This is a genomic window from Methylomonas lenta, assembly GCF_001644015.1.
Lineage (GTDB): Bacteria > Pseudomonadota > Gammaproteobacteria > Methylococcales > Methylomonadaceae > Methylomonas > Methylomonas lenta.
Window position 1 is genome coordinate 61,275 of sequence record NZ_LUUI01000105.1, and the last position, 24,950, is coordinate 86,224.

The window sequence follows — 24,950 nt, forward strand, 5'->3', positions numbered from 1 at the left end:
GCCCTCCGTATCCGCAGGGCATAAAGGAGAAGGTTCTAGGCTTGTGATTGGATGCGCACATAATTTTGCAGTGCTATTTTGGTAACCCAATATGCAGGGTAATAGATTTAGGAGCGCGCACAAAATAACTTTAACAAGGCATTCCCACTCCCATCGGGAGAGGGGTGGGGTGAGGGGATTAAATACCAAAGTTATTTGGCATTCATTCCTTATCTGGTTCATTGGAGCGCCCATCCTAGCCATCAACGATTTTTAATCACTATATTTAATCAAGGAATCCAATTGTGACTGACAGATTGAAAACCCTTTCATCCCCCCGTGTATCAAAAATGTTGGCTATTTGTCTACTGGTTATGCTGACGGCCTGCGCTGAAGAAGACCCGCAGCAATTCATTCAGGCAGGGAAATCTCTTTATGACAAGGGTGATATGGAGAGTGCGCGAGTTCAATTCAAAAATGCCTTGCAGATCAATCCAAAATTGGCTGATGCCTACTACGGTCTAGCGCTACTGGAAGAAAAGAAACAGGATTGGAAGGCTATGTTTGGGGCTTTGCAGGAGACTGTGACACTCGATCCCAATCATCTAGATGCACAGGTGAAACTAGGTCAGCTCTATATGCTTCAGGGGCAGCTTGATAAGGCAAAAGAAGCTGCAGCCACTGCGCTAAAGCTTAATCCGGAGGATACTAATGCGCTCATTTTTCAAAGCGCGCTGTTGTTTCGCGACGGTAAAAATGCCGAGGCGCTGCAGCAAATCCAACAGGTGCTTGCAAAAGACCCTAGCAATAGCGATGCGATAGTCTCGTTGGTGAGTATTTTGGCAGCCGACAAACGTTATGATGAATCTTTGGCCGCTTTGAATCGTGGTATTGAAAGCAATCCAGATAACATAGCACTATGGTTGATGAAAATTCGCATTAAGACGGAGCTTAAACAGTTTGACGAGGTGACTGCTGATTTTGAAAAATTGATCGCGCTTCATCCCGATAACAAAACCCTGCGTAATTCACAAATCGACTTATTGGTTGGTGTGGGTAAGGTTGATCAGGCGGAAAAGGCCTTAAGCGATGCTATAGCTAAGAATCCTGAGGATGTAGACTTCAAGCTCAAGTTGGTCAGTTTGATCGAGCGTCGTGATGCGGCGCAAGCTGAAGCCAAACTAAAAGAATTTGTGACTGCGCGGCCAGATGATATCCAATTAAAAACGCGTTTTGCGCGTTTTTATGCGGAGCGTGGACGCCCGGAAGATGAGTTACTTATCTTAAATGACATTGTGTCAGCCGATGCGACCGGCAAAGACGGATTGGCGGCCAAGGTGCGACTGGCCGAACTGGCTTGGGCAAAGAATGACAAACCGGCTGCGGAAAAATTAGTCGATGAAGTGTTGACTATAGACGCAGGAAATAGTACAGGCTTGCTATTGCGGGCAGGTTTACGCATTGATAACAAGGATGCCGATGGAGCGATTTCCGATCTGCGTATCGTATTGCGCGACCAGCCCAACTCAGATCGTGCCATGGTGATGATGGCGCAAGCCTATATGATTAAAGGCGAAACCGAGGTTGCCGAAAGTCATTGGCGCAAAGCGCTGGAAGTGAATCCTGCCAATCTATCGGCTCTGGCGCCGATGGCTGGGCAGTTGATTAAAAGAAACGATATAACGCGCGCCGAAGAGTTATTGGATAAAGCCATGAAAGCCAGTCCCAACAATCCGGCATTGCTGGAGCTTTTGGTGCAGGTTAAGGCAGCGAAGAAGGATTGGGCAGGTGCAGATGCGGCGGTCGCCGAGTTACAGAAACTACCACAAAGCCAAGTTGCAGCGGGGTTATGGAGTGGTTTGTTGGCAGCGCAGCGTGGAAATTATGACGAGGCGATTGCTCATTACAAAGCTGTGTTGGCAGCTCAGCCAAACCAGACTCGGGCGCTGGGTGCGCTTGCAAACGCCTATCAGGCTGCCGGCAAAAACAAGGATTTTATAGTCTATTTGAAAGGTTTTATGCAGAAAAACCCCGACAGTCTCCCCGCTTATTCGCTGTTAGCATCGGCCTATGTAGAAGAAAAACAGTGGGGTGACGCCGAAAAAGTCTTACGTGAGGCTGTCCAGAAAGCCCCGGATAATCTTGAGTTCAAACTCCGTCTGGTTGGCATTGTTGAGCGTAGCGATGAGGCGAATGCTGAAGCAATGTTAAAAGAATATGCTAATGCCAGTCCCAAAGAGCTTAGGCTGAAAGCGCGTCTGGCAGGTTTCTATATTTCTCACAAACGTATTCCCGATGCAGAAGTTGTGTTGAAAGAAGTTGTAATAGCTGATCCGTCCGGCAATGAAGGTCAGGCAGCGCGCTTACAACTGGCTCAGATTGCTTTGCGGCAAAAAAATGATGCGTCGACGGCAAGCGTTTTGGTTGATGAGGTGTTGAAAATCGATGCCGACAACGCCGAAGCATTGTTGCTGCGCGCGGGGTTGAGAATGGATGCAAAAGATCTCGATGGCGCTATAGCCGATTTACAGCATTTGCTGGAAAAACGCCCCGAGGCTGATCGAGCAATGCTAATGCTGGCACAGGCCTTTGTGCAAAAAGGCGATCAAACAGCGGCTGAAGCACAATGGCAAAAAGCCCTGGACATAAACTCCGGCAATATACAGGCCTTACAGCCTTTAGTGGCGAACATGCGTCAGCGTGGCGAAGACGGCCTCGCACAAACCCGCGTAGAAAAAGCATTCAAAGCCAATCCGGCCAATCCGCAAATCGCCGAGCTTTTAGTGCAATTTCGCGTGACTAAAAAAGATTGGTCGGGTGCGCAAGCCGTGGTCGATGAATTGAAAAAACAACCTCAAAGCGCCATCAGTGCAGAAATGCTGAATGGCCTTTTGGCAAGTGCACAAGGGCATCACGCGGATGCGATTAAGTCTTATAAAGAGGTGCTCGCTAAACAACCCAAGGCCGAGCAAGCAATTTCGGGATTGATTGGCGCCTACGAAGCCGCTGGACAGCGTAAAGAGGCCATTAGTTATTTAAAATCCTTTATTGATAAGAATCCTAACAGTATCGCAGCGCATAATGCATTGGGTTTAGTGTATGCTACTGAAAAACAATGGGCTGATGCCGATAAGATATTGCGGGAAGCGCTGAAACGTGATCCAAAATCCGTATCGACCTACCGAGTGTTGGCTAGCGTACTGCAGTTACAGGGCAAATCCGCCGAGATTGAAACCCTGTATCGAAATGCATTGGCAGAATCGCCTGAAGTACCGGAGTTTCAGATGGATCTTGCCAAGTATTATGAGCAAAACCAAAAAACGCCTGAGGCGATCGTCATATATAAAGAGTTGACCCAAAAATACCCCGGTAATGATGAGGTAGCCAATAATCTGGCCGATTTATTGGTCAATGCAAGTGACGAACCGGCTGCTATCCAACAAGCCGTGGCGCTGGTTGAGCGGTTTAAGGATACATCCAATCCTTATTTTCTGGATACCTACGGTTGGGTGATGTTTAAATCGGGTGATACGGAAAAAGCAGTTGCAGCGCTGAAAAAGTCAGCTGCTGCTGCGCCGAATCTTGCGGCAATACGCTACCATTTGGCCGAAGCCTACCACAAGTCTGGTGATGCAAATGCTGCTTTACCAGAGCTGAAAAAAGCACTTGAGTTGGCACAGCAGCAGGGTGACTTTAACGGCATAGAACAAGCCAAACAGCTGTTGAAAAAACTGGGCGGCTAACTCTAACAGGTAGTCAAAAGCTCATCATCCTAACCTTCTCCCGAGGGGAGAAGATATAGTGTTGCCTTTTGCGATAGTCTACTGAGTGTGAAATGTGCGAAATACGGGGCGTCATAACCACCCCGGGTTTAGCCTTCGTGTTATCCGGGCTACTTGCTACGAGTTTTCCGTCGATTTTCGGCAACAAAAAAATCCCCTGGCAACCATTGATTGCCAGGGGATTCTCAACTTTCCTGTTCTGGTGCTCTTTGCACCTTGTCCTTTAAATCATCCCTATATAAACGCTCAATTACGCTGGTAGAACTTTTTTGCGACGGTTGGCGCCGACCAAGCTAATCAAGGCGCCGCCGAACAGCCAGGCAGCGGCTGGGACAGGTACCGGAGAGCTACTAACGTTCAGTTGGTAATTGGAGACATTTGCATTCCATTTGCCAACGCCAGCCCCACCCAAGTAGATCGAGTAGATTTGACCTGCCAATGCTTCAAATGTAATGCCATTGACAGCATCAACAGTGCCGTCACGCATCACATAGTTTACGCCTGTGGTGCCAAATGGATTGCTGGTAGTAGAAGGTTTGGATGGGTTGTTCCAGCCGCCGTGGTGGCTATAAGATCCCGTTTTGGTATCCATCCCGCTGAAGATAGTTACGCCGAAGTTGTCGTTTGGAGCCAATGGACTAGAAAGAGCATCCAGGCGTGTCAAGTTAATCGTGATCATTTGATTGACGTCGGACTTGATCAAACCGATATCGGTTTGGTGTTTCCAGCCCGTTCCGGTGTTGTCTAGCCAAGCGCCGGCGCCGGTGTCGATTTCAGCGCCTGAACCATTCCAATTAGAAGCAGTGTTGTATTGCAGTGAATCAGCCTTGGAAATAACCGCGGTGTCACCCGCTGCACCTAGTTGCAAGGCCCAGTTTAAATGCGAGGTGCCGCTATAGCCAAAGGGTGTGGATGTGGCGCTAGCAGTGCCTACGAAATTGGCTGTAAGAGTTCCATAAGTTGGGTTGCTCAGCCCGCCCCAGACCCAGCCATCAGTGCCAGTCGTTTGATTTGCAGCTAAGTTCATGTTGTACATGGTGGTGGATGTCGCCGAAGCAGTGGATACTGCACCCAGGGACAATGCGCCGCCAGCAAGAGTCATCGCAATGGCACGAGCAAGTTTAGTTTTCATCATAGGTTTTGCCTCAATTATTAATATTGTTTATAAGCAGTCGATCCGATAACAGCATGCTATGGATGTTAACGGAGTCGGGTTTAGTTTCTCGAAAGAGGCGGCGTGACCGTCTTGAGGCAAGGCCTCACGCTTTCCGAACCCATCTCACGATGAGAGTGGCTTTTTCTCTTTCTTGAGCAGCTGACAAAATAGTCGTTGCCAAGCTGCTTATTGATAAGCATTTTACGTGCCATGTATGACTCTAAGTGTAATCGATGGTTTACTCTGCTTAATATCAAAATTACTGTGTGATAAGCCGCACTTTTTTAAAAAATAAGGTATATGCCGCATTAATTGAGTTTTGGTGTTCTATTTAACCCGGATTCCGCAGCTTCATCCAGGCTTCATTTTGCTGTTGGCGGCTGGTTCCTGCATTTCGTGCGCTTGCTGAATTTACGCTTATCAAGTTTTGAGAATATTTGTATGCTGCATTAAAATAAAGGCAAATAACACGCCAAAAATCAATTTTTTGGATTCAGCTTACTGGATAAGTCCGTTATCAACGGGTAAAAAAAAGAAATTTAAATGTCTGAATAACCAAAAGCATCGATAAAAGACTGCAATTGCGGCTCGATTGTCTGAATGTGCGTTTGATAGTTTTGCCAGCGCTTGACGGCTGTGGTGTAGAGGGGTTGGGAGACCGCGGAGAAACTGGGTGTGGAGATATAACGGTTTTGTGCGCGTTGATGAAATTTAAGCGCGTTGGCATGCCAATCCACCCCTAAAAACGCGAACACTTGGCGAAAGGTGGCTTCGAAATCGTTTACGGTATCTTCGTAGCGTAAGGCCAGATAGTTTGGCTGGATAAGGTCTTTGATCGCTAACCAATAATCCATCACGGCTTGATATTGTCTGGCGATATTGGGTAACGAGGTTAAATTAGCGGTGGCCGGCGCTGTGCCGAAGGCTTGCATGAAACAACTTAAACAAATGTCACGCGGATCGCGCAGGGCAAACAGAATTTTCGCCTCCGGAAAAATCACGTTGATCAGCCCGAGTTCAATCGTGTGTAAGGCGTTTTTGTCGATCAGTTGTTTCCGCATGACCTCATCACCGTACTCTTCGCGCATCCGTTGCCAATAAAACTGCCGCAGATGTTTTATTTCCGGTACGCGCAATAAGGCCAGGGCTCGGCTGTGGTCGCCGCTAATTCCGGTCATGCGTTCCAGTTCCTGCGACATTTCGTGGATTACCGTACTTTCGTCGGTGGCGATCAGTTGCGGATGGGAGCCGATGACTTGTTCGCTCAAGGTGGTGCCGGAGCGCAAGAATCCCATTAAAAACGCCGGTGCGGGCAAGCCGTCATCGATCAGCGTCTGTTTTGACCAGCGTTGTAACAGCGATTGATTAAAGCCTTCACGATTGAGCTCCAGCGTGTCGTAAATCATTTCTCGTTGTTGCGGGCTGTAGGGCGATAAGGCCGCGTGCATTTCGCCGGCCTTGTTCATCGCTAAAAAAGCCTCGTCGTAACGGCCGGTTTTATCCAGAATGCCGGCTTTTTCCAGCCAGGCGCGAGCTGTTTGATCGGGCTCCGCATTTTGCGCGATGATGCGCTCCAGACGGGCCGGGGCTTGTTCCGGGTCTAACAGTTTGGCTTCTAAAATAGCCAGCATGATGTTGCAGCCCGGATGTTCGGGCAGCAATTGGCAAACCTGTTGCGAAAGCGGTAGTGCTTCCTTAGTACGATTCAAACGGCTTAGGCATAGCACTAAATTGTTCAGCGTTACCGGCGATTTGGGCAGCAAGGCCACGGCTTGTCGGGCCAAGCGCTCGGCCGTTGCCATTTCGCCCCAATGCGCCAATTGTCCGGATAGCTGCACCAAAAAGTGCGGATCGCGGGTTTTACTGGCTTGGCGCCCCAATATGCGAGCGGCTTTGAGTAAATGTTCTATACCTTGTTTGCGCCGGTGCAAGCAGCACAGCGCCTGCCCCAAGCTGGCTTGAAAATAAGCATCATTGGGTTTTGCTTCAACCAGTTGGCGGAAATACGTTTCGGCAGCAGCAAAATCCGAGCGCGCTATGGCTTGTTGCGCCTGTTGCTGCAGGCTTTCTAGATTGATAATTGAAGGTTTCATAATTTTTGCTGTTGTCGCAATGGGCCTTACCCGTCTTTTGCTGTTGAGATGGGCGTGATTATACTTGGCTTATAGCGTGGATTTCCCCTGGATTCCGCAGGCTGCATCCGGGCTACGTTTTGGTTTGGTGGTTTTGGGGGTGTTGATTCCTGTATGCAGTTTACGGCATCCGGGATGACAAAGCATGAACCAAAAAAAATCCCTCGGGCCAAAAGGTGAGGCGCCGGGGGGGATTTAAGTCATTTACCTATGATGGCGCAAAACGCCTGTCCTTGCGGTTGCTCATTGCGAGCAACATTTAAGAATGCGGCGCACCAGCGTTCTCTGGAGGCTAGTTCGGAGAACGCAGGTGGTCGTTGCAGATGACGGATTATGCCATTAAGCCGGCATCACGCGTTTGCGGCGGTTGGCGCCGATTAAGCTGGCGATAGCGCCACCGAACAACCAGGCAGCAGCGGGCACAGGCACGGGGGACGCTTGGGAAATGGTTAATTTATAACCGTCGGTGCTGTCGTACTGGCCGCCATTCTGATACCCGCCTAATGCAACCGTATAAACCTGCCCGGCCACGGCGTTAAAAGTGATGGTGTTTAATCGCAGCGGATCGTTTTCGGCCGTCAATGGATTATCGCCGACGCTGTAAGCGACGATATCCGCGATAGTAAAACCGGTTAGACCGGGTATGGAGCGGGTTGACAACTGCTCGGCGCCGGTGGAGGGGTTGCGGTTCACATTGTCATTCCAGGCGCCATGATGGGTGTAAAATCCGTTCGCATTCGGGCTCATGCCCTGGAAGATGGTGAAACCGTAGTTGGCGGTTTCGTTAACCCCTGTGATGCTGAGGGTGATGAGGCCGGTGGCATCCGATTTGATCAAGCCCCAATCCAGGTCGTATTTCCAGCCCATGTCTCTTGCGTTGGCTGCATTGCTCCAGGCACCTCTGGCGGTGTCTATGTTTGCTGATTGGCTGTAGCGGGATATGGCATCGGCATTGGAAATTTCCCCGGAACCGCCGCCTTGCAATTCCATTGCCCAATTCAATGTGCCGGAGCTGCTGTAGCCAAAGGGCGTGCTCAATGCGGGGGTTGACGAGCCGCCGATGCCTACCCAGCCGGGGCGATTGGGATCGGCGTTGGCGGCTTTATGACCATATTCCACGGGTTGCTTGAGTGGATCAGCATTTGGATTATTTGGGTCATCGAAGTAGCCATTAGGGTTGGCGTCCCAGACAAAGCCGTCGGTATCATTGCCTGTACCGTTATCAGCGCCGCCATAGGGGGTGCTAAAGTAAGTGTCGCAGGGGGCGCAGGGCGTGGTGCTGGTGGCTGTGTAGATCGCCGGGTTGACGTTCGGTTGACCACCCGGGCCGTAACCGGCAAAGTTGGCCCGATACAGGTTGTACATGGTGGTGGATGCTGCAGATGCCTCAGTAACGGCGCCCATTGACAGAGCTGCGCCAGTCAGTGCGAAAGCAATCGCTTTAGAAAGTTGAGTTTTTTTCATTTTATGCCTCAAAAATTTTACAAAAGATGTAGATCGACCGGATGTGATTTTGGAAAATCCGGGCCCATCCGTTTGCATATCCAAAGAGGTGGTGCGACGCTCTTGAGGTAAGATCTCGCACTTTCCGGCCCCATTTCACAATGGGTGTGGCTTTTTCTCTTCCTTAAGTAAATGACAAAAGTACCTGTCAAATTTCTAATATAAGGCATTAAACATGCTAAAAGTAATCTGGCTTGTGCTCTATGGCTTACAGAGAGTAACTGCTCTCCGGTGTGTGATATGACTCAGTTCTTGGAAAATTAAGGCATTTCACACAATTTATTAACAAAAGGAATGTGACTGGTTTTGGATAACGCGTCATGAATGCTTCGCAATGTATGTCACAGCTTGGCGATGTGTAAGTTGTTAATGGCAAGTCGGTAGGCTGACTTGCTTGAAGCATGCTGAAAGAGTAGAGGGCTAATCCAAAAAGTTTTACTTCTGAGACGGTTTTTCCTAAACTGCATTTTGTTGTTACTTTATATAGTTGTAACAAAATATTATGGAGTTAGCTCAATGAAGGTATTTTTAAGTTTGGTGGCCAATATGGCTGTCTTTGACCACGCAGGTTAAACAATGACAGGTATTTTAATTCGCTTTTTAGCAGCGCTGATTTTGGTGTTTGCTACCTGGAACCCTTCTGGCTGGTCTTTTGTACAATGGGGATTAAATACGTTGCCAAACGTAACGGCCGGGCTGGTTTTTGTGGGTGTGGTTTTGCTGATTGGCTGGTTTTTGTTTCTGCACGCGACACTGGAATCGCTGGGCATGTTGGGTATTATCATGGCTTTGGCTTTTTTCGGTTCTCTGACTTGGCTGATATTTGATTTGGGCTGGTTAACGGCGAGTGAAGGGGTGCTGAACTATGTGGTCTTGGTGGTTGTTTCGGCTATCCTCACAGTCGGCATGGCCTGGTCGCACATCTGGCGTCGACTCTCAGGGCGGGTTGAGGTGGAAGATGATCACGATCGCGATTGATAAATATTCAAAATATTAATCGCCGATAAACATCAGCTAGCAGGAAAATCGACCCTTGAATGGCACGGTCTTACTTTAAATTCAGACTGATTAGGGTCTTGAGTACAGCCTTTTATCAAATCTCCCAAACAACATCCCAATGATTTCTATCACTTATGGCTAAAAAACAAAAATCCGCTTACGTCTGCACCGATTGCGGGGCCGATTATGCGGGCTGGTCCGGCCAGTGCAATCAATGCGGGGCATGGAATACCATCAAGGAAGTGCGGCTTGGCAATAACGCCAAGCCTGGCCGGGACAACTCGGGTTATGCCGGCACTCGTAGTGAAGTGCATTTGTTATCGGAAGTCAATCTGGCCCAGGCTGAACGTATTTCCACTGGCCTGGCCGAGTTCGATCGCGTGTTAGGCGGCGGTATAGTGACCGGTAGCGTGGCCTTAATCGGTGGTGCGCCGGGGGCGGGCAAGAGTACGATACTTTTACAAGCCATTGCACATATTGCCCAAAAGCTGCCGGTGTTGTATGTATCCGGCGAAGAATCCTTGCAACAAATTGCTGAGCGCGCGCACCGGTTGGGCTTACAAACTGCCGGTATCAAAATGCTGGCCGAAACTTCGGTAGAGCAGATTTGCCAGATTTTGGACGAAGAACAACCACGAGTGGTGATCATAGATTCGATTCAGGTCATGTATACCACTGCTTCTGAATCCGCTCCGGGTTCGGTCTCGCAGGTGCGAGAATCAGCCAGTTATCTGACTCAATATGCCAAACGCACCGGTGTATCGTTTTTCATGGTTGGCCATGTCACTAAGGATCAATCGTTGGCCGGCCCGATGACATTGAGTCATATCGTCGATGCGCAGGTGGTTTTATCCTCTACCGACGACGCGCGGTTTCGGGTATTGCGGGCCGACAAAAATCGCTTCGGCAGTGTCGGCGAATTAGGTTTTTTTGCCATGGAAAGCAGCGGTTTGAAGGAAGTTAAAAACCCGTCGGCTATGTTTTTATCGCGGGCGGAAAAACCCTCGCCCGGCAGCGTAGTAACGGTGTTGTGGGAAGGCACAAGACCTTTGTTAGTGGAAATTCAGGCGCTAGTCACGGAAAGCCAGTATGGTAATCCAAGGCGATTGGCGGTGGGACTGGATCAAAATCGACTGGCGATGCTATTGGCGGTGTTATCGCGCCACGGCGGCATTTTTACCGGCAACGATGAGATTTACGCCAACGTGGTCGGCGGCATCAAGGTATCGGAAACCAGTACTGACCTCGCCATCATGGTTGGCGTGGTTTCCAGCCTACGCGACCGCATCATTCCTTACGACACGGTGTTTTTTGGCGAGGTGGGCTTAAATGGCGAAATTCGCCCGGTCGCCAATGGTCATGCCCGCCTGAATGAAGCCGCCAAGCATGGTTTTAAACGCGCCATTATTCCTAAGAGCAATAAGCCCAAAGAGCCGATCAAAAATCTGCAGATTCATGCGGTAACTAATATTCAGGAAGCGCTGACTGCATTGACTGAATTATAGTGCTGCTGGTTGGTGGAAAGAAAAAGTGAGGCAGTAACATGAGGTTTTTTTGAAATGTTGAATCTGGTAATCAGTCATACTTGTTTTATTGGATACTAGCTACGTCTGCATTTTCAAACCCTGAAATTACTGAGTTTGTCGATAAGCGCATCACCAACGTTTTTTAAATTCCTACCCATCAGATTCAAATTGACTGAGTGCTAAGCTGATATGTATTTACAAGGTGTCAAAAAGATTATTGCTCAGCGGCCACAAACCATGGCTAATCTGCAGTTAGGCGAGATCGATCCGGTATTGCAGCGGATTTTCGCCAGTCGCGGGATTCAACATGCCGATGAGCTGGAGCGTAGCTTGTCACATTTACCCTCACCTTGGTTGTTGCATGGCATGCAGACCATGGTTGAGCATTTGATTAGCGTTATTAAAGAACAGAAAGCCTTAACCGTTGTAGCCGATTTTGATGCTGATGGTGCCACTAGCTGTGCATTGGCGATCAAGGGCTTGGCTTTATTCGGGGTTAAACAGTTAAATTTTGTTGTGCCCAATCGGTTTGAGTATGGATATGGCTTGACCCCGGAAATTGTCGAGCTAGTCAAGCAACAAAATCCCGATGTTATCCTGACGGTTGATAATGGTATTTCCAGCATCGAAGGCGTAAATGCCGCTAAAGCCGCTGGTATACAAGTGTTAATTACCGATCATCATTTGCCGGGACAAGAATTGCCGGCTGCCGATGCTATCGTCAATCCCAATCAGCCGGAAGACAAATTTCCCAGCACCCATATTGCCGGTGTTGGCGTGATGTTCTATGTGTTGATGGCCTTGCGCATACGCTTACGGGAATTGCATTGGTTTGAGAAAGCCGGCATCGGCGAACCAAATCTGGCGCAATTGCTGGATTACGTGGCCTTGGGTACGGTGGCCGATGTGGTGGCATTGGATCAGGTTAACCGGATTTTGGTCCATCAAGGTTTGCTGCGTATTCGCTCCGGTCGCTGTCAGTGTGGCATTAAGGCTTTAGTGGAAAAGTCAGGTCGGCAATTAAATAATATACAGGCTGCTGATTTAGGCTTTGCCATTGCGCCGCGTTTAAATGCTGCCGGGCGGATGGACGATATGACTTTGGGTATCCAATGTCTGTTGACGGAAGATGCAGAATTAGCTGGCGATATTGCCGAACAGTTGGATGCCTTGAATCAAGACCGTAAAGAGGTCGAAGGTCAGATGAAAACTGAGGCCATGGCCTTGTTGGCTGAAATGAAGGCGCTGGATGAGAAGAAAGTGCCGGCAGGCGTGTGTTTATACGATGCTAATTGGCATCAGGGTGTGATTGGGATTTTAGCTTCACGCATCAAGGATAGATTACATCGACCGGTGATTGCCTTTGCACCAGCCGATGAAGGCATTATCAAAGGCTCGGCCAGATCTATCAATGGTGTGCATATTAGAGACGTTTTAAGTGATATTGCTGCCGCACATCCACAGTTGCTCAATAAATTTGGTGGGCACGCCATGGCGGCTGGATTAAGTATTAAATTACATGATTATCCGCATTTTGCCTTACTGTTTGCCGATGCAGTGGCTGCTAAATTGCATCAAGTCGATCTGGAGCAAAAAGCCTGGTCAGACGGGCAACTAGATACAGAATATTTAACCTTGGAGTTTGCCGAACAATTGCAGCAGGCTGCTATTTGGGGTCAGGCCTTTCCGGAACCGGCATTTGATGGCGTGTTTGATGTATTTCAGTGTCGTATCGTTGGTAAACAGCATCTTAAGTTCGTGTTAAAACTACCCTTTAGCAATTTATTAATCGATGCGATTGCTTTTTTTGCCGATAAGCCGGAAAACTGGCTGGGTTGTCGTAAAGTAATCGGCGTGTATAAGTTGGATATTAACGAATACCGCGGTCAGCGTAGCCTGCAATTGCAATTGCAATATCTGGAAAAACTAGGATAGATCAAGCCATGTTTGAAAGAGTCTTGAGCTGGACGGATGCTCATATTTTTAGTCTGCTGATGGCATTATTGGTCTTGCGTGGTGGGTTTTTATACTTCAATGGCATGGATTTAATCGGCGACGAGAGTTATTACTGGGATTGGTCGCGGCAACCGGATTGGTGTTATTTCAGCAAACCACCGATGGTTGCCTGGTTGATTGCGGCTGTTACCGGCTTGTTCGGTGATTATACTGTGGTGGTGCGATTACCAACCTTGTTGTTGGGTACGCTGTTTTTGTTTTATTTTCATGCCACAGCCAAAGCATTTTATGGGCCACGCGCAGCGGCGCTAGCTTTGCTATTGATATTGGTCACCCCCATCAATTTGTTGGCTAATTTTCTGATGACGATTGATCCGCCGTTATATTGTTTCTGGATCATGTCTCTGTATTACCTTAGAAAAGCATTGTTTGAACAGCAGTCGATTGCTTGGTTCTGGGCTGGCCTGGCTAGTGCGGCAGCTTTGCTTAGCAAGCAGGCTGCACTTGTCATGCCGGTGATGTTGCTGGTTTTTTTGTTGATCGATCGGCAAAGACGATGCTATCTAAAACGCGAATATTGGTGGTATTTATTACCCATGGTAGGCGTGTCTATACCCATTTTGCTTTGGAACCAACAACACGATTGGGTGATGTTTGGGCACAGTCAAGGTCATTTTGGCAATCCTGAAGTCGTCAGCCTGGCAACCCATCTGCAATATGCCGTAGATTTTTTCGTCTACCAGTTGTTATTGATATCGCCGATTACATTTGTGTTGGTGATGATAGTCAGCGTACAGTCAGCGTTTAAATTCAGACATTTGACTGCTGAACAACAGTTTTTATGGTTGATGGGGCCGCTGCTGGTGCTGGCTATTTTGCTATTGAGCTTGTTGCAAAAAGTGCAGGGTAATTGGCCGATGCCGTTTTACATTAGCGGTTTGATTCTATTGGCTGGCAAGTGGGCGGCCGGCAGCTGGAAAAAGTCAGTTAAATTTGCCTTGGCGCTTGGTTATCTGCTGGTGTTGATGACTTACATGCTGCCGTTGCTATTACATGGCTTCAATTTAAAAGACACTGCTTTCGATCCCACCAAGCGTTTTAAAAATTGGCAGGAATTGGCCGTCAATATTCATTTTGATCGTTTGATGAGTTCGGATAGTCTGGATCAAAGCTTCGTTGTTGCACTGGGACATCGCTATCTGGCCAGTCAGCTTGCGTTTTATTTGCCCGATCACCCTCAAGTCTATCGTTATGAGGAGTCCGGCCAAGTGATGAGTCAATATGAGGTGTGGCCAGGGCCAGATAAATTTACCGGTAAAAATGCCTTTATCATTGGCGAAACTCCGGAAGAAAATCTACCGATCACATTGAAAAATGCCTTTTCCAGGGTTAGTTTTGTGGCGCAGATTGCCAATCCCGATAACGCGAACTCACCGTATTATGTTTATTTAGCCGAAAACCTGATTGCCTGGCCCAACTTGGCTGCAAGAGCCGTCAATCAATAACATGGCTGAGCAAATAAATAAACGCGCCCGGGTTGAATTCTTATCGTTGTTGATTCTAATGATTTCCTCCACAGCCGTTTTTTGGTTGACTGATCTGGATTTTGAAATAGCGGCATGGTTTTATCAGCCTGATAAATCTGGCCAAGTCTGGCCGTATCAATATTGGTGGCCGTTTAAGCTGCTATATGACTATGTTTTTGCGTCGTGCTTGGCAGTCGGTTTGGCGGCATTGACTGTTTACATAGCTGGATACTTTTATGATTTTTGTCGACGGTTGCAGAGGAAAGCCTTGTATATCTTATTGATTATTCTGATTGGGCCGCTATTGATGGTGAATTTTGTTTTTAAGGATCATTGGGGTCGGCCGAGACCTGTGCATATTCAGCAGTTTGGTGGCGAATATGCTTATGCCCCACCTTTGAAGTTGGCGCATAGTCCGGATAAGTCTTTTGTTTGCGGTCATTGTTCGGTGGCCTATTTGTTTTTTGTATTTTACTTTCTGTCGCAAAAGCATAAGAGATTCTATTTTTTGCTGACCATCAGTCTGGCTAGCTTCATGGGTTTTAGCCGCATGAGTGCCGGTGGGCATTTTATGTCCGATGTTTTATGGTCCGGCTATCTAATGTTTTTTGTGGGCTATGCGCTATATTACGGCTGGTTCTTAAGCGCGAAACCTGACCATGCTAAGCCTGAGAACCCATCATGAGTCTGACTATCTGGGTAGATGCTGATGCATGCCCCAATCTAATTAAAACCGTGCTGTTTAAAGTTGTACAAAAAAAACAGTTAAGCTTGTTGCTGGTTGCCAATCAATTTATTGCTGCACCGCCGTCAAAATATATCCGGGCGATACGTGTCAGCGGCGGTTTTGATGTGGCGGATGATTATATTGTTCAGCATCTGCAGAGCGGAGATTTAGTGATTACCGGTGACATTCTGTTGGCGGCCAACATTATCGAGAAGCAAGGTTTTGTCATCAATCCACGCGGTGAAGTGTATGGCAAGCATAATATCGGCGAAAAGTTAGCCATGCGTAATTTTATGGAAGAAATGCGTAATAATGGGCTGGTTTCCGGGGGCGCTGCGGCCATGGCGGCAAAGGATGTGCAGAATTTTGCCAATGCTCTGGATAGATTTCTGACTAGCCAGCGAATTTAACAGGCTGGTTTTGCTGTTTAGCTTGTTATAATGCCGACTGTTTTTGAAAAAATTCTGACGAGAGATTTGCATGATTCAAGGTAGTATCGTTGCTTTGGTAACCCCGATGACTGAAGACGGCGCATTAGATGACGTTAGTCTGAAAAAGCTGGTGGAGTTTCATATCGAGCAAGGCACAGATGCGCTGGTTGCTGTCGGCACCACAGGCGAATCGGCAACACTGGATGAAGACGAGCATTGTCATGTCATCAAAACCATCGTTCGCTGTGTGGACGGACGGATTCCAGTCATTGCAGGAACCGGCGCCAATTGCACCCGTGAAGCCATTCATTTAACGCAAAGAGCCAAACTAGCGGGCGCCGATGCCTGTTTGTTGGTTACACCGTATTACAATAAACCAACTCAAGAAGGTCTGTTTCTTCACTACAAAGCCATTGCCGAAGCGGTCGATATTCCGCAGATTTTGTACAACGTGCCGGGCCGAACCGCTTGCGATATGTTGCCGGAAACAGTCGGCAGACTGGCCGCAATCGATAATATCGTAGGTGTCAAAGAGGCGACTGGCAAGTTGGAACGAGTTAAACAAATTCGTGATTTAACCGGTGATGACTTTGCGATTTACACCGGCGATGACGCTACCAGCCTTGAATTTTGTTTGTTGGGTGGCAACGGCAGCATCACGGTAACCGGTAACGTAGCCCCCAAACTGATACGAGAAATGCTGGCTGCGGCCATGCGTGGTGACCGGGCAACGGCTGAAGCGTTGGATGCCAAACTAACTGGCTTACACAACAGCTTGTTTATTCAATCAAACCCAATTCCGGTTAAATGGGCGGTGGTGGAAATGGGCTTGATGGGTAAGGGCATACGGTTGCCTTTGACCTGGTTGACTGATGATTGTATAGCTCCGGTTCGCACTGCCATGCAACAGGCCGGTGTTTTATCAATATGACGATTAAATGCAGTGCGCGTTTGATAGTCGGTGTTTTGCTTGTTTCCGGGCTTTCTGCTTGCGGCGTGATTAAAAGCTGGTTTCCGGACAAGGAAAGAGACTATCAGTTTACTACCGAAATACCCGAACTCATCATACCGGATGATTTAAAAAATAAAGCTTCTGCCAGTCTTCCTTCGCGTCCTGTCGAGAAAGCACTGCCTGAACCTGATCCGGTAACCGGGTCGCGCTATACAGCTGAATCCGAGGATGCAACTACTGAGTCCGCGGATACCAATACAGCGGAAGAAAGTGCCAGCGATCAAACCCCAGAGTCTGCGCCTGCTGCATCTACTTCAACTGCCAGTACATTGCAGATTGACCAAGCTAAAAATGCTGCCACCCGCACGGTCGGCAAAGCTTTGACTCGGCAAAAACTGGAAGTGGTCGAGCGCAATATTGATAAAGGTTATTTTTATGTCAAATACGACCCCAAAGCAGAGAAAGTCAGCGACGATAGTATTTGGGATGAAATCAATTTCTTATTTGGTGACGATCCCAGTCAGGAGCAAGAGTATCGAGTTACTGTTCAGTCCCTCGGTGCAGAAATGAGTGAAGTGACCGTTCAGAACAGTAAGGGCGAATCGCTTTCCAATCAGACGGCGAATTCTTTGCTTGGATTGATTGCCGAAGGTATCAATATTGGCCAACAGAATGGTGATCCTGTTAAAGCAGAAGAAACCACTAATGAGCAGCCTGCGCCGGAAACCAATGCTGAGCAATCTGCTGACGAGCAACCCGCATCTGAACAGCAATAGCGGGCGCTTTTAATCATCATTTTTATGCCCAGTTTCCTGATCGCGGGTTGCTATTGTTCCCGCGTTCTTTAGCCCCCTATGTCCTAATCCGTTTTTTGCCTTATCAAATCATCATGTTGACACTATCCGGTACCCCCGCACTTTCCACATTTCGTATTGAAAAATTGCTCAGCCAGTTGCAAGCTCTGGATAGCCGTATTCAGACAGTCACCGCGCATTTTGTACATTTTGTAGCGACGCATGATGCTCGATCTCTAGCCGATGAAGAAACTGAAATTTTGCTGCGCTTGCTGGATTACGGTTATCCCAGTGTGGAGGCAGTTTCTGGCGGCACTGAAACCAAGCTTTGGGTGGTGCCACGTTTAGGCACTATTTCACCTTGGTCAAGTAAAGCGTCTGAAATTGCCGAGCGCTGCGGATTGTCTGCAGTCAAACGGTTAGAACGCGGTATCGAATATCGCTTTACCAGCTCTGCTGAGTTAAGCGCCGCAGCCGTGCAGAAATTAGCTGCCGTACTGCATGACCGCATGACACAGCAAATTGTCACGGATGCCGCCCAGCTTGATCTATTTGCCGAACATGAACCCAAGCCTTTGCAAACAGTAGCCATTATTGAGCAAGGTCGTGCCGCACTACTGACAGCCAATACAGCCTTGGGTCTGGCTTTGTCCGCAGATGAAATCGATTATTTGACCGACAGTTTTACCAAATTGGGCCGCAACCCGACCGACGTCGAGTTGATGATGTTCGCCCAGGCCAATTCGGAACATTGCCGGCATAAAATTTTCAACGCCAGCTGGACGATAGATGGCGAGGAACAGGCCAAGTCCCTGTTTGCGATGATACGCAATACCCATAGCCACAATCCGCACGGTGTGTTGTCGGCATACAGCGACAACGCTTCTGTGATGGCCGGGCCGACTGCGCAAGTGTTTATCCGCGATGCCAATACTCACAGCTATGCTTATGTAGAAGAGCAGGCGCATATTCTGATGAAAGTGGAAACCCACAATCATCCGACGGCGATTTCGCCGCATCCGGGCGCAGCCACAGGTTCCGGCGGCGAAATTCGTGACGAAGGTGCCACCGGGCGCGGTTCGGCGACCAAAGCTGGTCTGACCGGCTTTAGCGTCTCGCATTTAAAAATCCCCGGCTTGGCACAACCCTGGGAAAGCGATAACGGCAAGCCGGAGCGCATTGCCTCGGCGTTGGATATCATGCTGGAAGGCCCGATAGGTGGCGCGGCGTTTAACAACGAATTCGGCCGCCCGAATATTGCCGGTTATTTCCGCAGTTTCGAACAACCGGCAGAAACCGGCGCGGCCAATGAATTTCGTGGCTATCACAAACCCATCATGATCGCCGGCGGCATGGGCAATATTCGGCCAATGTTGGTGGATAAACACCCGATTCCAGCTGGTTCGTTGATCATTATCTTGGGTGGTCCGGCCATGTTGATTGGTTTGGGCGGCGGCGCGGCTTCCTCGCAAACCTCGGGCGAAAGTGCAGCCGAACTGGATTTTGCCTCCGTACAACGGGAAAACCCGGAAATGGAGCGCCGCTGTCAGGAAGTGATCAACCACTGTAATTCCTTGGGCCACAACACACCGATTATTTCCATTCATGACATCGGCGCTGGTGGCTTGTCCAATGCGGTGCCGGAGATTATCCACGACTGTGATCGCGGCGGTCGCTTTGAATTGCGCAAGGTGCAGAATGCCGACAAAGGCATGTCGCCGATGCAAATCTGGTGTAACGAAGCCCAGGAACGCTATGTGGTGGCGATTAAACCCGAATCGCTGGAACTGTTTCAATCCTTCTGCGAACGCGAACATTGTTTATACGCCGTGATAGGCGAAGCCACCGACGAAGAGCACCTGAGTTTAAGTGATGCGTGGCTCGACGGTAAAGATCCAGTAAATCTACCGATGTCGGTATTATTCGGCAAGCCGCCAAAAATCCATAAAGATATACAGCGCCTGCCAAAAACCTTACCTGACCTCCAACTCGACCAAGTCGAACTGGCAGAAGCTATCAAACGGGTGCTGGCGTTTCCGGCCGTGGCCGACAAAAGCTTTTTGATTCATATTGGTGACCGCTCGGTAACCGGTTTAGTGGCGCGTGACCAAATGGTTGGGCCCTGGCAAGTACCGGTGGCCGATGTGGCCGTTACGGCCTCCGGTTTTTATGCCTATACCGGCGAAGCCATGGCCCTGGGCGAACGCACACCGCTAGCGTTGATCGATGGCCCTGCATCCGGTCGCATGGCGATTGGTGAAGCCTTGACCAATCTGGCTGCGGCACGTATCGGCAAACTCAATGACGTCAAATTGTCGGCCAACTGGATGGCGGCATGTGGGACCCCAGGCGAAGATGCCGTGCTGTTCGATACTGTCAAAGCGATCGGTATGGAATTATGTCCGGAATTGGGTATTGCGATTCCAGTCGGTAAAGACTCGCTGTCGATGAAAACGGTCTGGAAAGACCAGCAGACTGATAGAACCATGACATCGCCTGTGTCATTGATCATTACCGCCTTTGCCCCGGTGCAGGATGTGCGTCTTACCTTGACCCCGCAGTTACAGGATGCCGCAATCTGTGGGTCGGAAGATAGCGTATTACTATTGATAGATCTGGGACAGGGCAAGAATCGGCTGGGTGGTTCGGTGCTGGCCCAGGTTTACAACCAACTGGGCAATCAAGCACCGGATCTGGATGATGCCGATTTGTTCAAACGATTTTTCGATACTATTCAGAACTTAAATGAACAAGGCTTGCTGTTAGCTTATCACGACCGCGCGGACGGCGGTTTGTTAGCCACCGTGACGGAAATGCTGTTTGCCGGTCGCCAGGGCGTTGAGCTGGAGTTATCGGTATTGGGTGATGATGTCTTGGCTGCGTTGTTCAATGAAGAATTAGGTGCAGTTATACAAGTTAAAACTGCTGAATCCAATCAAGTTTTGCATATTCTGGATCAAGTCGGTTTGAGTCATTGCAGTTATCCGGTCGGTAAAATCGTTGCCGGGCAGCAATTGATCATCAAGCATGGCGACAATACGCTCTACACGGCCAGTCGGGCAGCGTTACAGCAAATTTGGTCGGAAGTCAGCTATCGCATGCAAGCCCTGCGAGATAATCCTGATTGCGCGCGCCAACAATTCGAACGCATTGCAGACGATAACGATCCCGGCTTGACTGCATCATTGAGTTTTGATGTGAATGATAATGTTGTGGCAAAGTTTGCTAATGCTGCAAGGCCGAAAGTGGCTATTTTGCGTGAACAGGGCGTAAATGGTCATGTGGAAATGGCGGCAGCATTTGATAGAGCCGGATTCGCAGCCTTCGACGTGCATATGACCGATATCATTTCCGGTCGGGTCAGTCTGGCCGATTTTAGCGGGCTAGTAGCCTGTGGCGGCTTTTCCTACGGTGACGTGTTAGGTGCTGGCGGCGGCTGGGCCAAGTCTATCTTATTCAATCCCAAAGCCCGTGATGAATTTGCCGCCTTTTTCGCCAGACCTGACACCTTTGGTTTGGGGGTTTGTAATGGTTGCCAAATGATGTCCGGCTTGAAAGATATCATTCCGGGTGCCGAACAGTGGCCGCAGTTCAAACGCAATCTGTCCGAGCAATTTGAAGCACGCGTGGCAATGGTTAAAGTGCAAACATCACCCTCGATTTTCTTCACTGATATGACAGGCTCCCTGTTGCCGGTGGTCGTGGCGCACGGCGAAGGGCGGGCCGAATTCGGCAACCTCAACCCTGCCAATGCCTCAGTGGCATTGAGTTATGTCGATAACTACGGCCAAGAAACCACGGCATTCCCGGCAAATCCAAATGGATCGCCTTTGGGTATTACCGGTTTAACAACTAGCGATGGCCGCTTTACTATCATGATGCCGCATCCGGAACGCTGCTTTAGAACCGTGCAAAATTCCTGGCACCCATCTGATTGGCTCGAAGATGCTGCCTGGTTGAAGATGTTCAGAAATGCTCGGGTTTGGCTGGGGTAAGTCGGGGCTTAAATCGTTATGAACGGCTAATTCCAGCTACAGCCTTTTGGCTATACTGGAATTGCTTAGGCTGAACTGAGAATCCCGCCAGCTTGATGCTGGCGGTTTCTGTTTATCGGTTTATTGCTTATCGAGTAATTGAGCGTGTGCTGCAGCCAGACGCGCCACCGGAATCCGCGGAGCGGAGCAGGAGACATAATTCAAGCCCAAACTATGCACGAATTGTATGGAGCGCGGATGACCGCCGTGTTCACCACAAATACCGACTTTCAAATCAGGACGTTCTTGGCGTCCCCACTCCACTGCCATTTTCATCAACTTGCCTAAGCCTTGAATATCCAAGGTTTCGAACGGGTTGTCTTGTAACAAGCCGGAATCTTCATAAAGCGGCAAGAATTTATTTTCTGCATCCTCCCGTGAAAACGAGAAAGTGGCCTGAGTCAGGTCATTGGTACCGAACGAGAAGAATGCCGCAATAGTGGCCAGTTGGTCGGCCCGAGTGCAGGCACGTACGGTTTCTATCATGGTGCCAAATTTGAAACTAAGGCTGATTTTGTATTCTGCTTCCACTTCGGCCTGAATTTCATCGACAAATTCTTTAACTTTTTTCAATTCCTGCGCAGTAATCACCTGTGGCACCATGATTTCAGGTTCCACCGGGATGCGGTTTTTCATACAACGTGCCGCAGCTTCCAAGATGGATCTGATTTGCATTTTGTAGATTTCAGGATAGCTCATGCCCAAACGTACACCGCGATGACCCAACATGGGATTGACTTCGTATAGCTCCAAAACTTTGTCCAGCATCATTTGTTTTTTGGCGATGGCTTCCAAAATAACTTCTTCATTCAATAAATTGAATGGCGCCGGTAGTTCAGGATGACCGGCCAGCGTATCCAAGGTGACTCGTTGGCCTTTGACGATGGTCAGATAATGCTTGAGTGAATTAATTTCATCCAGCAATTGATGCTCATTAGGTAAGAATTCGTGCATCGGTGGATCAAGCAAACGCACGGTCACCGGATAGGGCGACATGGCTTCGAATAATTGTTCGAAATCGTCGCGCTGAATCGGGAATAATTTAGCCAAGGCCAGTTCACGTTCTTCGGTGTTATTGGCCAGAATCATATCAATCACCAGCGGTAAACGATCGATCGCGTTGAACATACGTTCGGTACGGCATAAACCTATGCCTTTGGCACCGTATTCTGCCGCCAACTTTGCCATCGCCGGAGTATCCGCATTGGCATGCACTCGCAGACGCGCATTGTCATCAGCCCAACTCAGCAAGGTTTTTAAGTCCTGAGAGAAGCTGGGTTTGATGGTCGGAATCCGGCCTAAATAGATATTGCCGGTGCTGCCGTCGATGGTGATCAGGTCACCTTCTTTGATATGAATGTCGCCAACAATGGCCACGCGCGCCCGTACATCGACACGAATATCTTCCGCGCCGGCGACACAAGCCTTGCCCATGCCACGCGCAACCACGGCTGCGTGTGAGGTTTTGCCGCCACGGCTGGTCAATATGCCCTGAGCGGCAAAAAAGCCATGTATGTCTTCCGGTTTGGTTTCTTCCCGCAGCAAGATCAGGTCTTCGCCGGTTTTGCCCAAACGGACTGCAGTATCGGCATCGAACACGCACTTGCCGCAAGCCGCACCCGGTGAAGCCGGCAGGCCTTGCGCCAAGGATTGTTGGCCATGGTCGGCTGTCAATTGTGGATGCAGCAACTGTTCCAGCAATTCCGGATTAATACGCAACAGCGCGCGTTCTTTGCTGATTAAACCTTCCGCTACCATGTCGATCGAGGTTTTAACCATCGCTGCAGCGTTCATTTTACCGTTGCGGGTTTGCAGGCAGTACAGCACACCGCGTTCTATGGTGTACTCGTAATCCTGAACTTCTTGGTAATGGGTTTCCAATTTATTGCGCAGTTCTACCAATTGACGGTATTGCTCCGGCATTTCTTTAGCCATTTCATGCACAGGCTTGGGGGTGCGGATACCGGCCACCACGTCTTCGCCTTGAGCGTTTACCAGATATTCACCGTACATTTCATTCACGCCGGTGCCGGGGTTGCGGGTAAATCCCACGCCGGTAGCGCAATCGTCACCCATGTTGCCGAACACCATGGTGACAATATTGACTGCAGTGCCGCTGGCGACAGCAGGAGTGATATGAAATTCGCGGCGATAATCTATCGCACGTTTACCCAGCCAGGAGTTGAATACGGCTTTAATGGCGATTTCCAGTTGTTCGTAAACATCTTCCGGGAAGGGATGGCCGGTTTCGTCTTTGACCACTTGCAAAAAGAGTTCGCTAATTTCTTGCAACTGATCGGCGCTTAAAGCCACATCGGCTTTGATGCCGGCGTTTCGTTTAACAGCATGAAAATGCACATCAAATTTTTCATCATCAATGCCTAATGCTACTTTGCCGAATAGTTGAATGAAGCGGCGATAGGCATCGTAGGCAAAGCGGGCATCGTCGGTCATTTCAATCAGACCGGTCAGGGTTTGTTTGTTCAAGCCCAGATTAAGTATGGTATCCATCATGCCCGGCATGGAAATCGCCGAACCGGAACGTACCGAGACTAACAAAGGATCGTTAGCGCCGCCAAACTGTTTGCCGGTGGCTTGCTCGATATCGGTAATTTGCTGACGGACTTCTTCCATCAAGTCGCTGGGTAACTGTTTGTTTTCCAGATACAAAGAACAGGTGTCGGTGGTGATTACAAAACCTGGTGGTACGTTAAGGCCCATTTGCGTCATTTCGCACAAATTTGCGCCCTTGCCGCCTAGTAATGCTTTATTTTTGCCATCGCCTTTGTCAAATGAGAAGCTGTATTTTGGGTTCATTACGTACCTTATGAAAGTTATTGGAAAGGTAGGTTGATTATAATGGTTGTCGTTAGAAAAGTTAGGCTTCTTTGGATTAAACTGCTTCCAAACATCGATATTTATACTCCGGATGCAGCTTAAGTTGCTGTGCCTACCCATCCCGCCCCAATGTTTTCAAGCTGGAATAGCTATAACATCTCAAATCAGTGACATAACCATGCTTGACTGGATTAATCGGCAAATAATACAAGCGAATGAAAAAAGTTTTTTCATCGCAAGGGCAATAAACCCAATAATCCCAGTAAACGGGATATACGCCAGAGCCTTGAGTCCGCATAAAGCGTGCTGATTAGCCATGGATTTTGCGAGAAATTTTCGGCATCTGCTCGTCCTTGTCACCGCTAATAACATAACTCAAGTTATCGACCAACAAATGCGCGGGGGTATGTCTACTTCTTTTCAGTATAAAAAGTCGCCGGAGTACAAACCTAGGTTTGTACTCCGGGCCAAATAAGCCAATGCGCGTTTGGCAGCAAAGCTGCTGCTTAGGGATTACCTAATTTACCGAAGAGTCAATGCCATTAAGTTAAGAAAAAGCTCCCTCTCCTGCTGGAGAGGGTTGGGGAGAGGAGATTTATAATAAGGCAAAAAAGC

The 24,950-nt window shown here is 48.8% G+C and carries 14 protein-coding genes; 10 read left to right on the plus strand and 4 right to left on the minus strand.

The window, feature by feature from the left end; genetic code table 11:
• The first annotated feature begins 284 nt into the window (after positions 1-284).
• Positions 285-3,722 (plus strand): tetratricopeptide repeat protein, encoded by a 3,438-nt coding sequence (locus tag A1359_RS11665; RefSeq protein WP_157200540.1) that lies wholly within the window; start codon positions 285-287, stop codon positions 3,720-3,722.
• 289 nt (positions 3,723-4,011) lie between these two features.
• Here the strand turns inward: A1359_RS11665 and A1359_RS11670 are convergent, their stop codons facing one another.
• The 3 genes from A1359_RS11670 to A1359_RS11680 form a co-directional block, all read right to left on the minus strand.
• The gene (locus A1359_RS11670; protein WP_066982777.1) at positions 4,012-4,896 is read right to left on the minus strand and encodes a VPLPA-CTERM sorting domain-containing protein; all 885 of its coding nucleotides are present in this window, start codon (positions 4,894-4,896) and stop codon (positions 4,012-4,014) included.
• Between the two features lie 560 nt (positions 4,897-5,456).
• Positions 5,457-7,010, minus strand: coding sequence for a tetratricopeptide repeat-containing sulfotransferase family protein (locus A1359_RS11675; protein WP_066982780.1), 1,554 nt, complete (start codon positions 7,008-7,010; stop codon positions 5,457-5,459).
• A 378-nt stretch (positions 7,011-7,388) separates the two neighbouring features.
• A complete protein-coding gene (locus A1359_RS11680) occupies positions 7,389-8,513 on the minus strand; it encodes a VPLPA-CTERM sorting domain-containing protein (protein WP_066982783.1) in 1,125 nt (374 codons plus the stop codon).
• Positions 8,514-9,128: 615 nt separating this feature from the next.
• Here A1359_RS11680 and A1359_RS11685 point away from each other — a divergent pair.
• The 9 genes from A1359_RS11685 (at position 9,129) to purL (ending at position 21,458) form a co-directional block, all read left to right on the plus strand.
• The gene (locus A1359_RS11685) at positions 9,129-9,530 is read left to right on the plus strand and encodes a DUF6524 family protein (protein ID WP_066982786.1); all 402 of its coding nucleotides are present in this window, start codon (positions 9,129-9,131) and stop codon (positions 9,528-9,530) included.
• A gap of 155 nt (positions 9,531-9,685) precedes the next feature.
• Positions 9,686-11,056, plus strand: a complete 1,371-nt coding sequence (gene radA, locus A1359_RS11690) for a DNA repair protein RadA (RefSeq protein ID WP_066982789.1) — start codon at positions 9,686-9,688, stop codon at positions 11,054-11,056.
• 210 nt (positions 11,057-11,266) lie between these two features.
• Positions 11,267-13,012, plus strand: a complete 1,746-nt coding sequence (gene recJ / locus A1359_RS11695) for a single-stranded-DNA-specific exonuclease RecJ (RefSeq protein ID WP_083960609.1) — start codon at positions 11,267-11,269, stop codon at positions 13,010-13,012.
• 8 nt (positions 13,013-13,020) lie between these two features.
• Entirely contained in the window at positions 13,021-14,538 is a 1,518-nt protein-coding gene (locus tag A1359_RS11700; protein ID WP_066982792.1) for an ArnT family glycosyltransferase, read from the plus strand.
• Position 14,539: 1 nt separating this feature from the next.
• Positions 14,540-15,244, plus strand: a complete 705-nt coding sequence (locus A1359_RS11705) for a phosphatase PAP2 family protein (protein WP_066982795.1) — start codon at positions 14,540-14,542, stop codon at positions 15,242-15,244.
• Positions 15,241-15,696, plus strand: coding sequence for a YaiI/YqxD family protein (locus A1359_RS11710; RefSeq protein ID WP_083960610.1), 456 nt, complete (start codon positions 15,241-15,243; stop codon positions 15,694-15,696). Before A1359_RS11705 ends, A1359_RS11710 begins: the two co-directional genes overlap by 4 nt.
• Positions 15,697-15,766: 70 nt before the next feature.
• Positions 15,767-16,648, plus strand: coding sequence for a 4-hydroxy-tetrahydrodipicolinate synthase (gene dapA / locus A1359_RS11715; RefSeq protein ID WP_066982798.1), 882 nt, complete (start codon positions 15,767-15,769; stop codon positions 16,646-16,648).
• Entirely contained in the window at positions 16,645-17,445 is an 801-nt protein-coding gene (gene bamC, locus A1359_RS11720) for an outer membrane protein assembly factor BamC (protein ID WP_066982801.1), read from the plus strand. Before dapA ends, bamC begins: the two co-directional genes overlap by 4 nt.
• Before the next feature lie 113 nt (positions 17,446-17,558).
• On the plus strand, positions 17,559-21,458 hold the full coding sequence (gene purL, locus A1359_RS11725) for a phosphoribosylformylglycinamidine synthase (protein WP_066982804.1): 3,900 nt from the start codon (positions 17,559-17,561) through the stop codon (positions 21,456-21,458).
• Between the two features lie 120 nt (positions 21,459-21,578).
• On the opposite strand, the gene ppdK is transcribed toward purL, so the two are convergent.
• Positions 21,579-24,314, minus strand: a complete 2,736-nt coding sequence (gene ppdK, locus A1359_RS11730; RefSeq protein WP_066982808.1) for a pyruvate, phosphate dikinase — start codon at positions 24,312-24,314, stop codon at positions 21,579-21,581.
• Between the last annotated feature and the right edge of the window lie 636 nt (positions 24,315-24,950).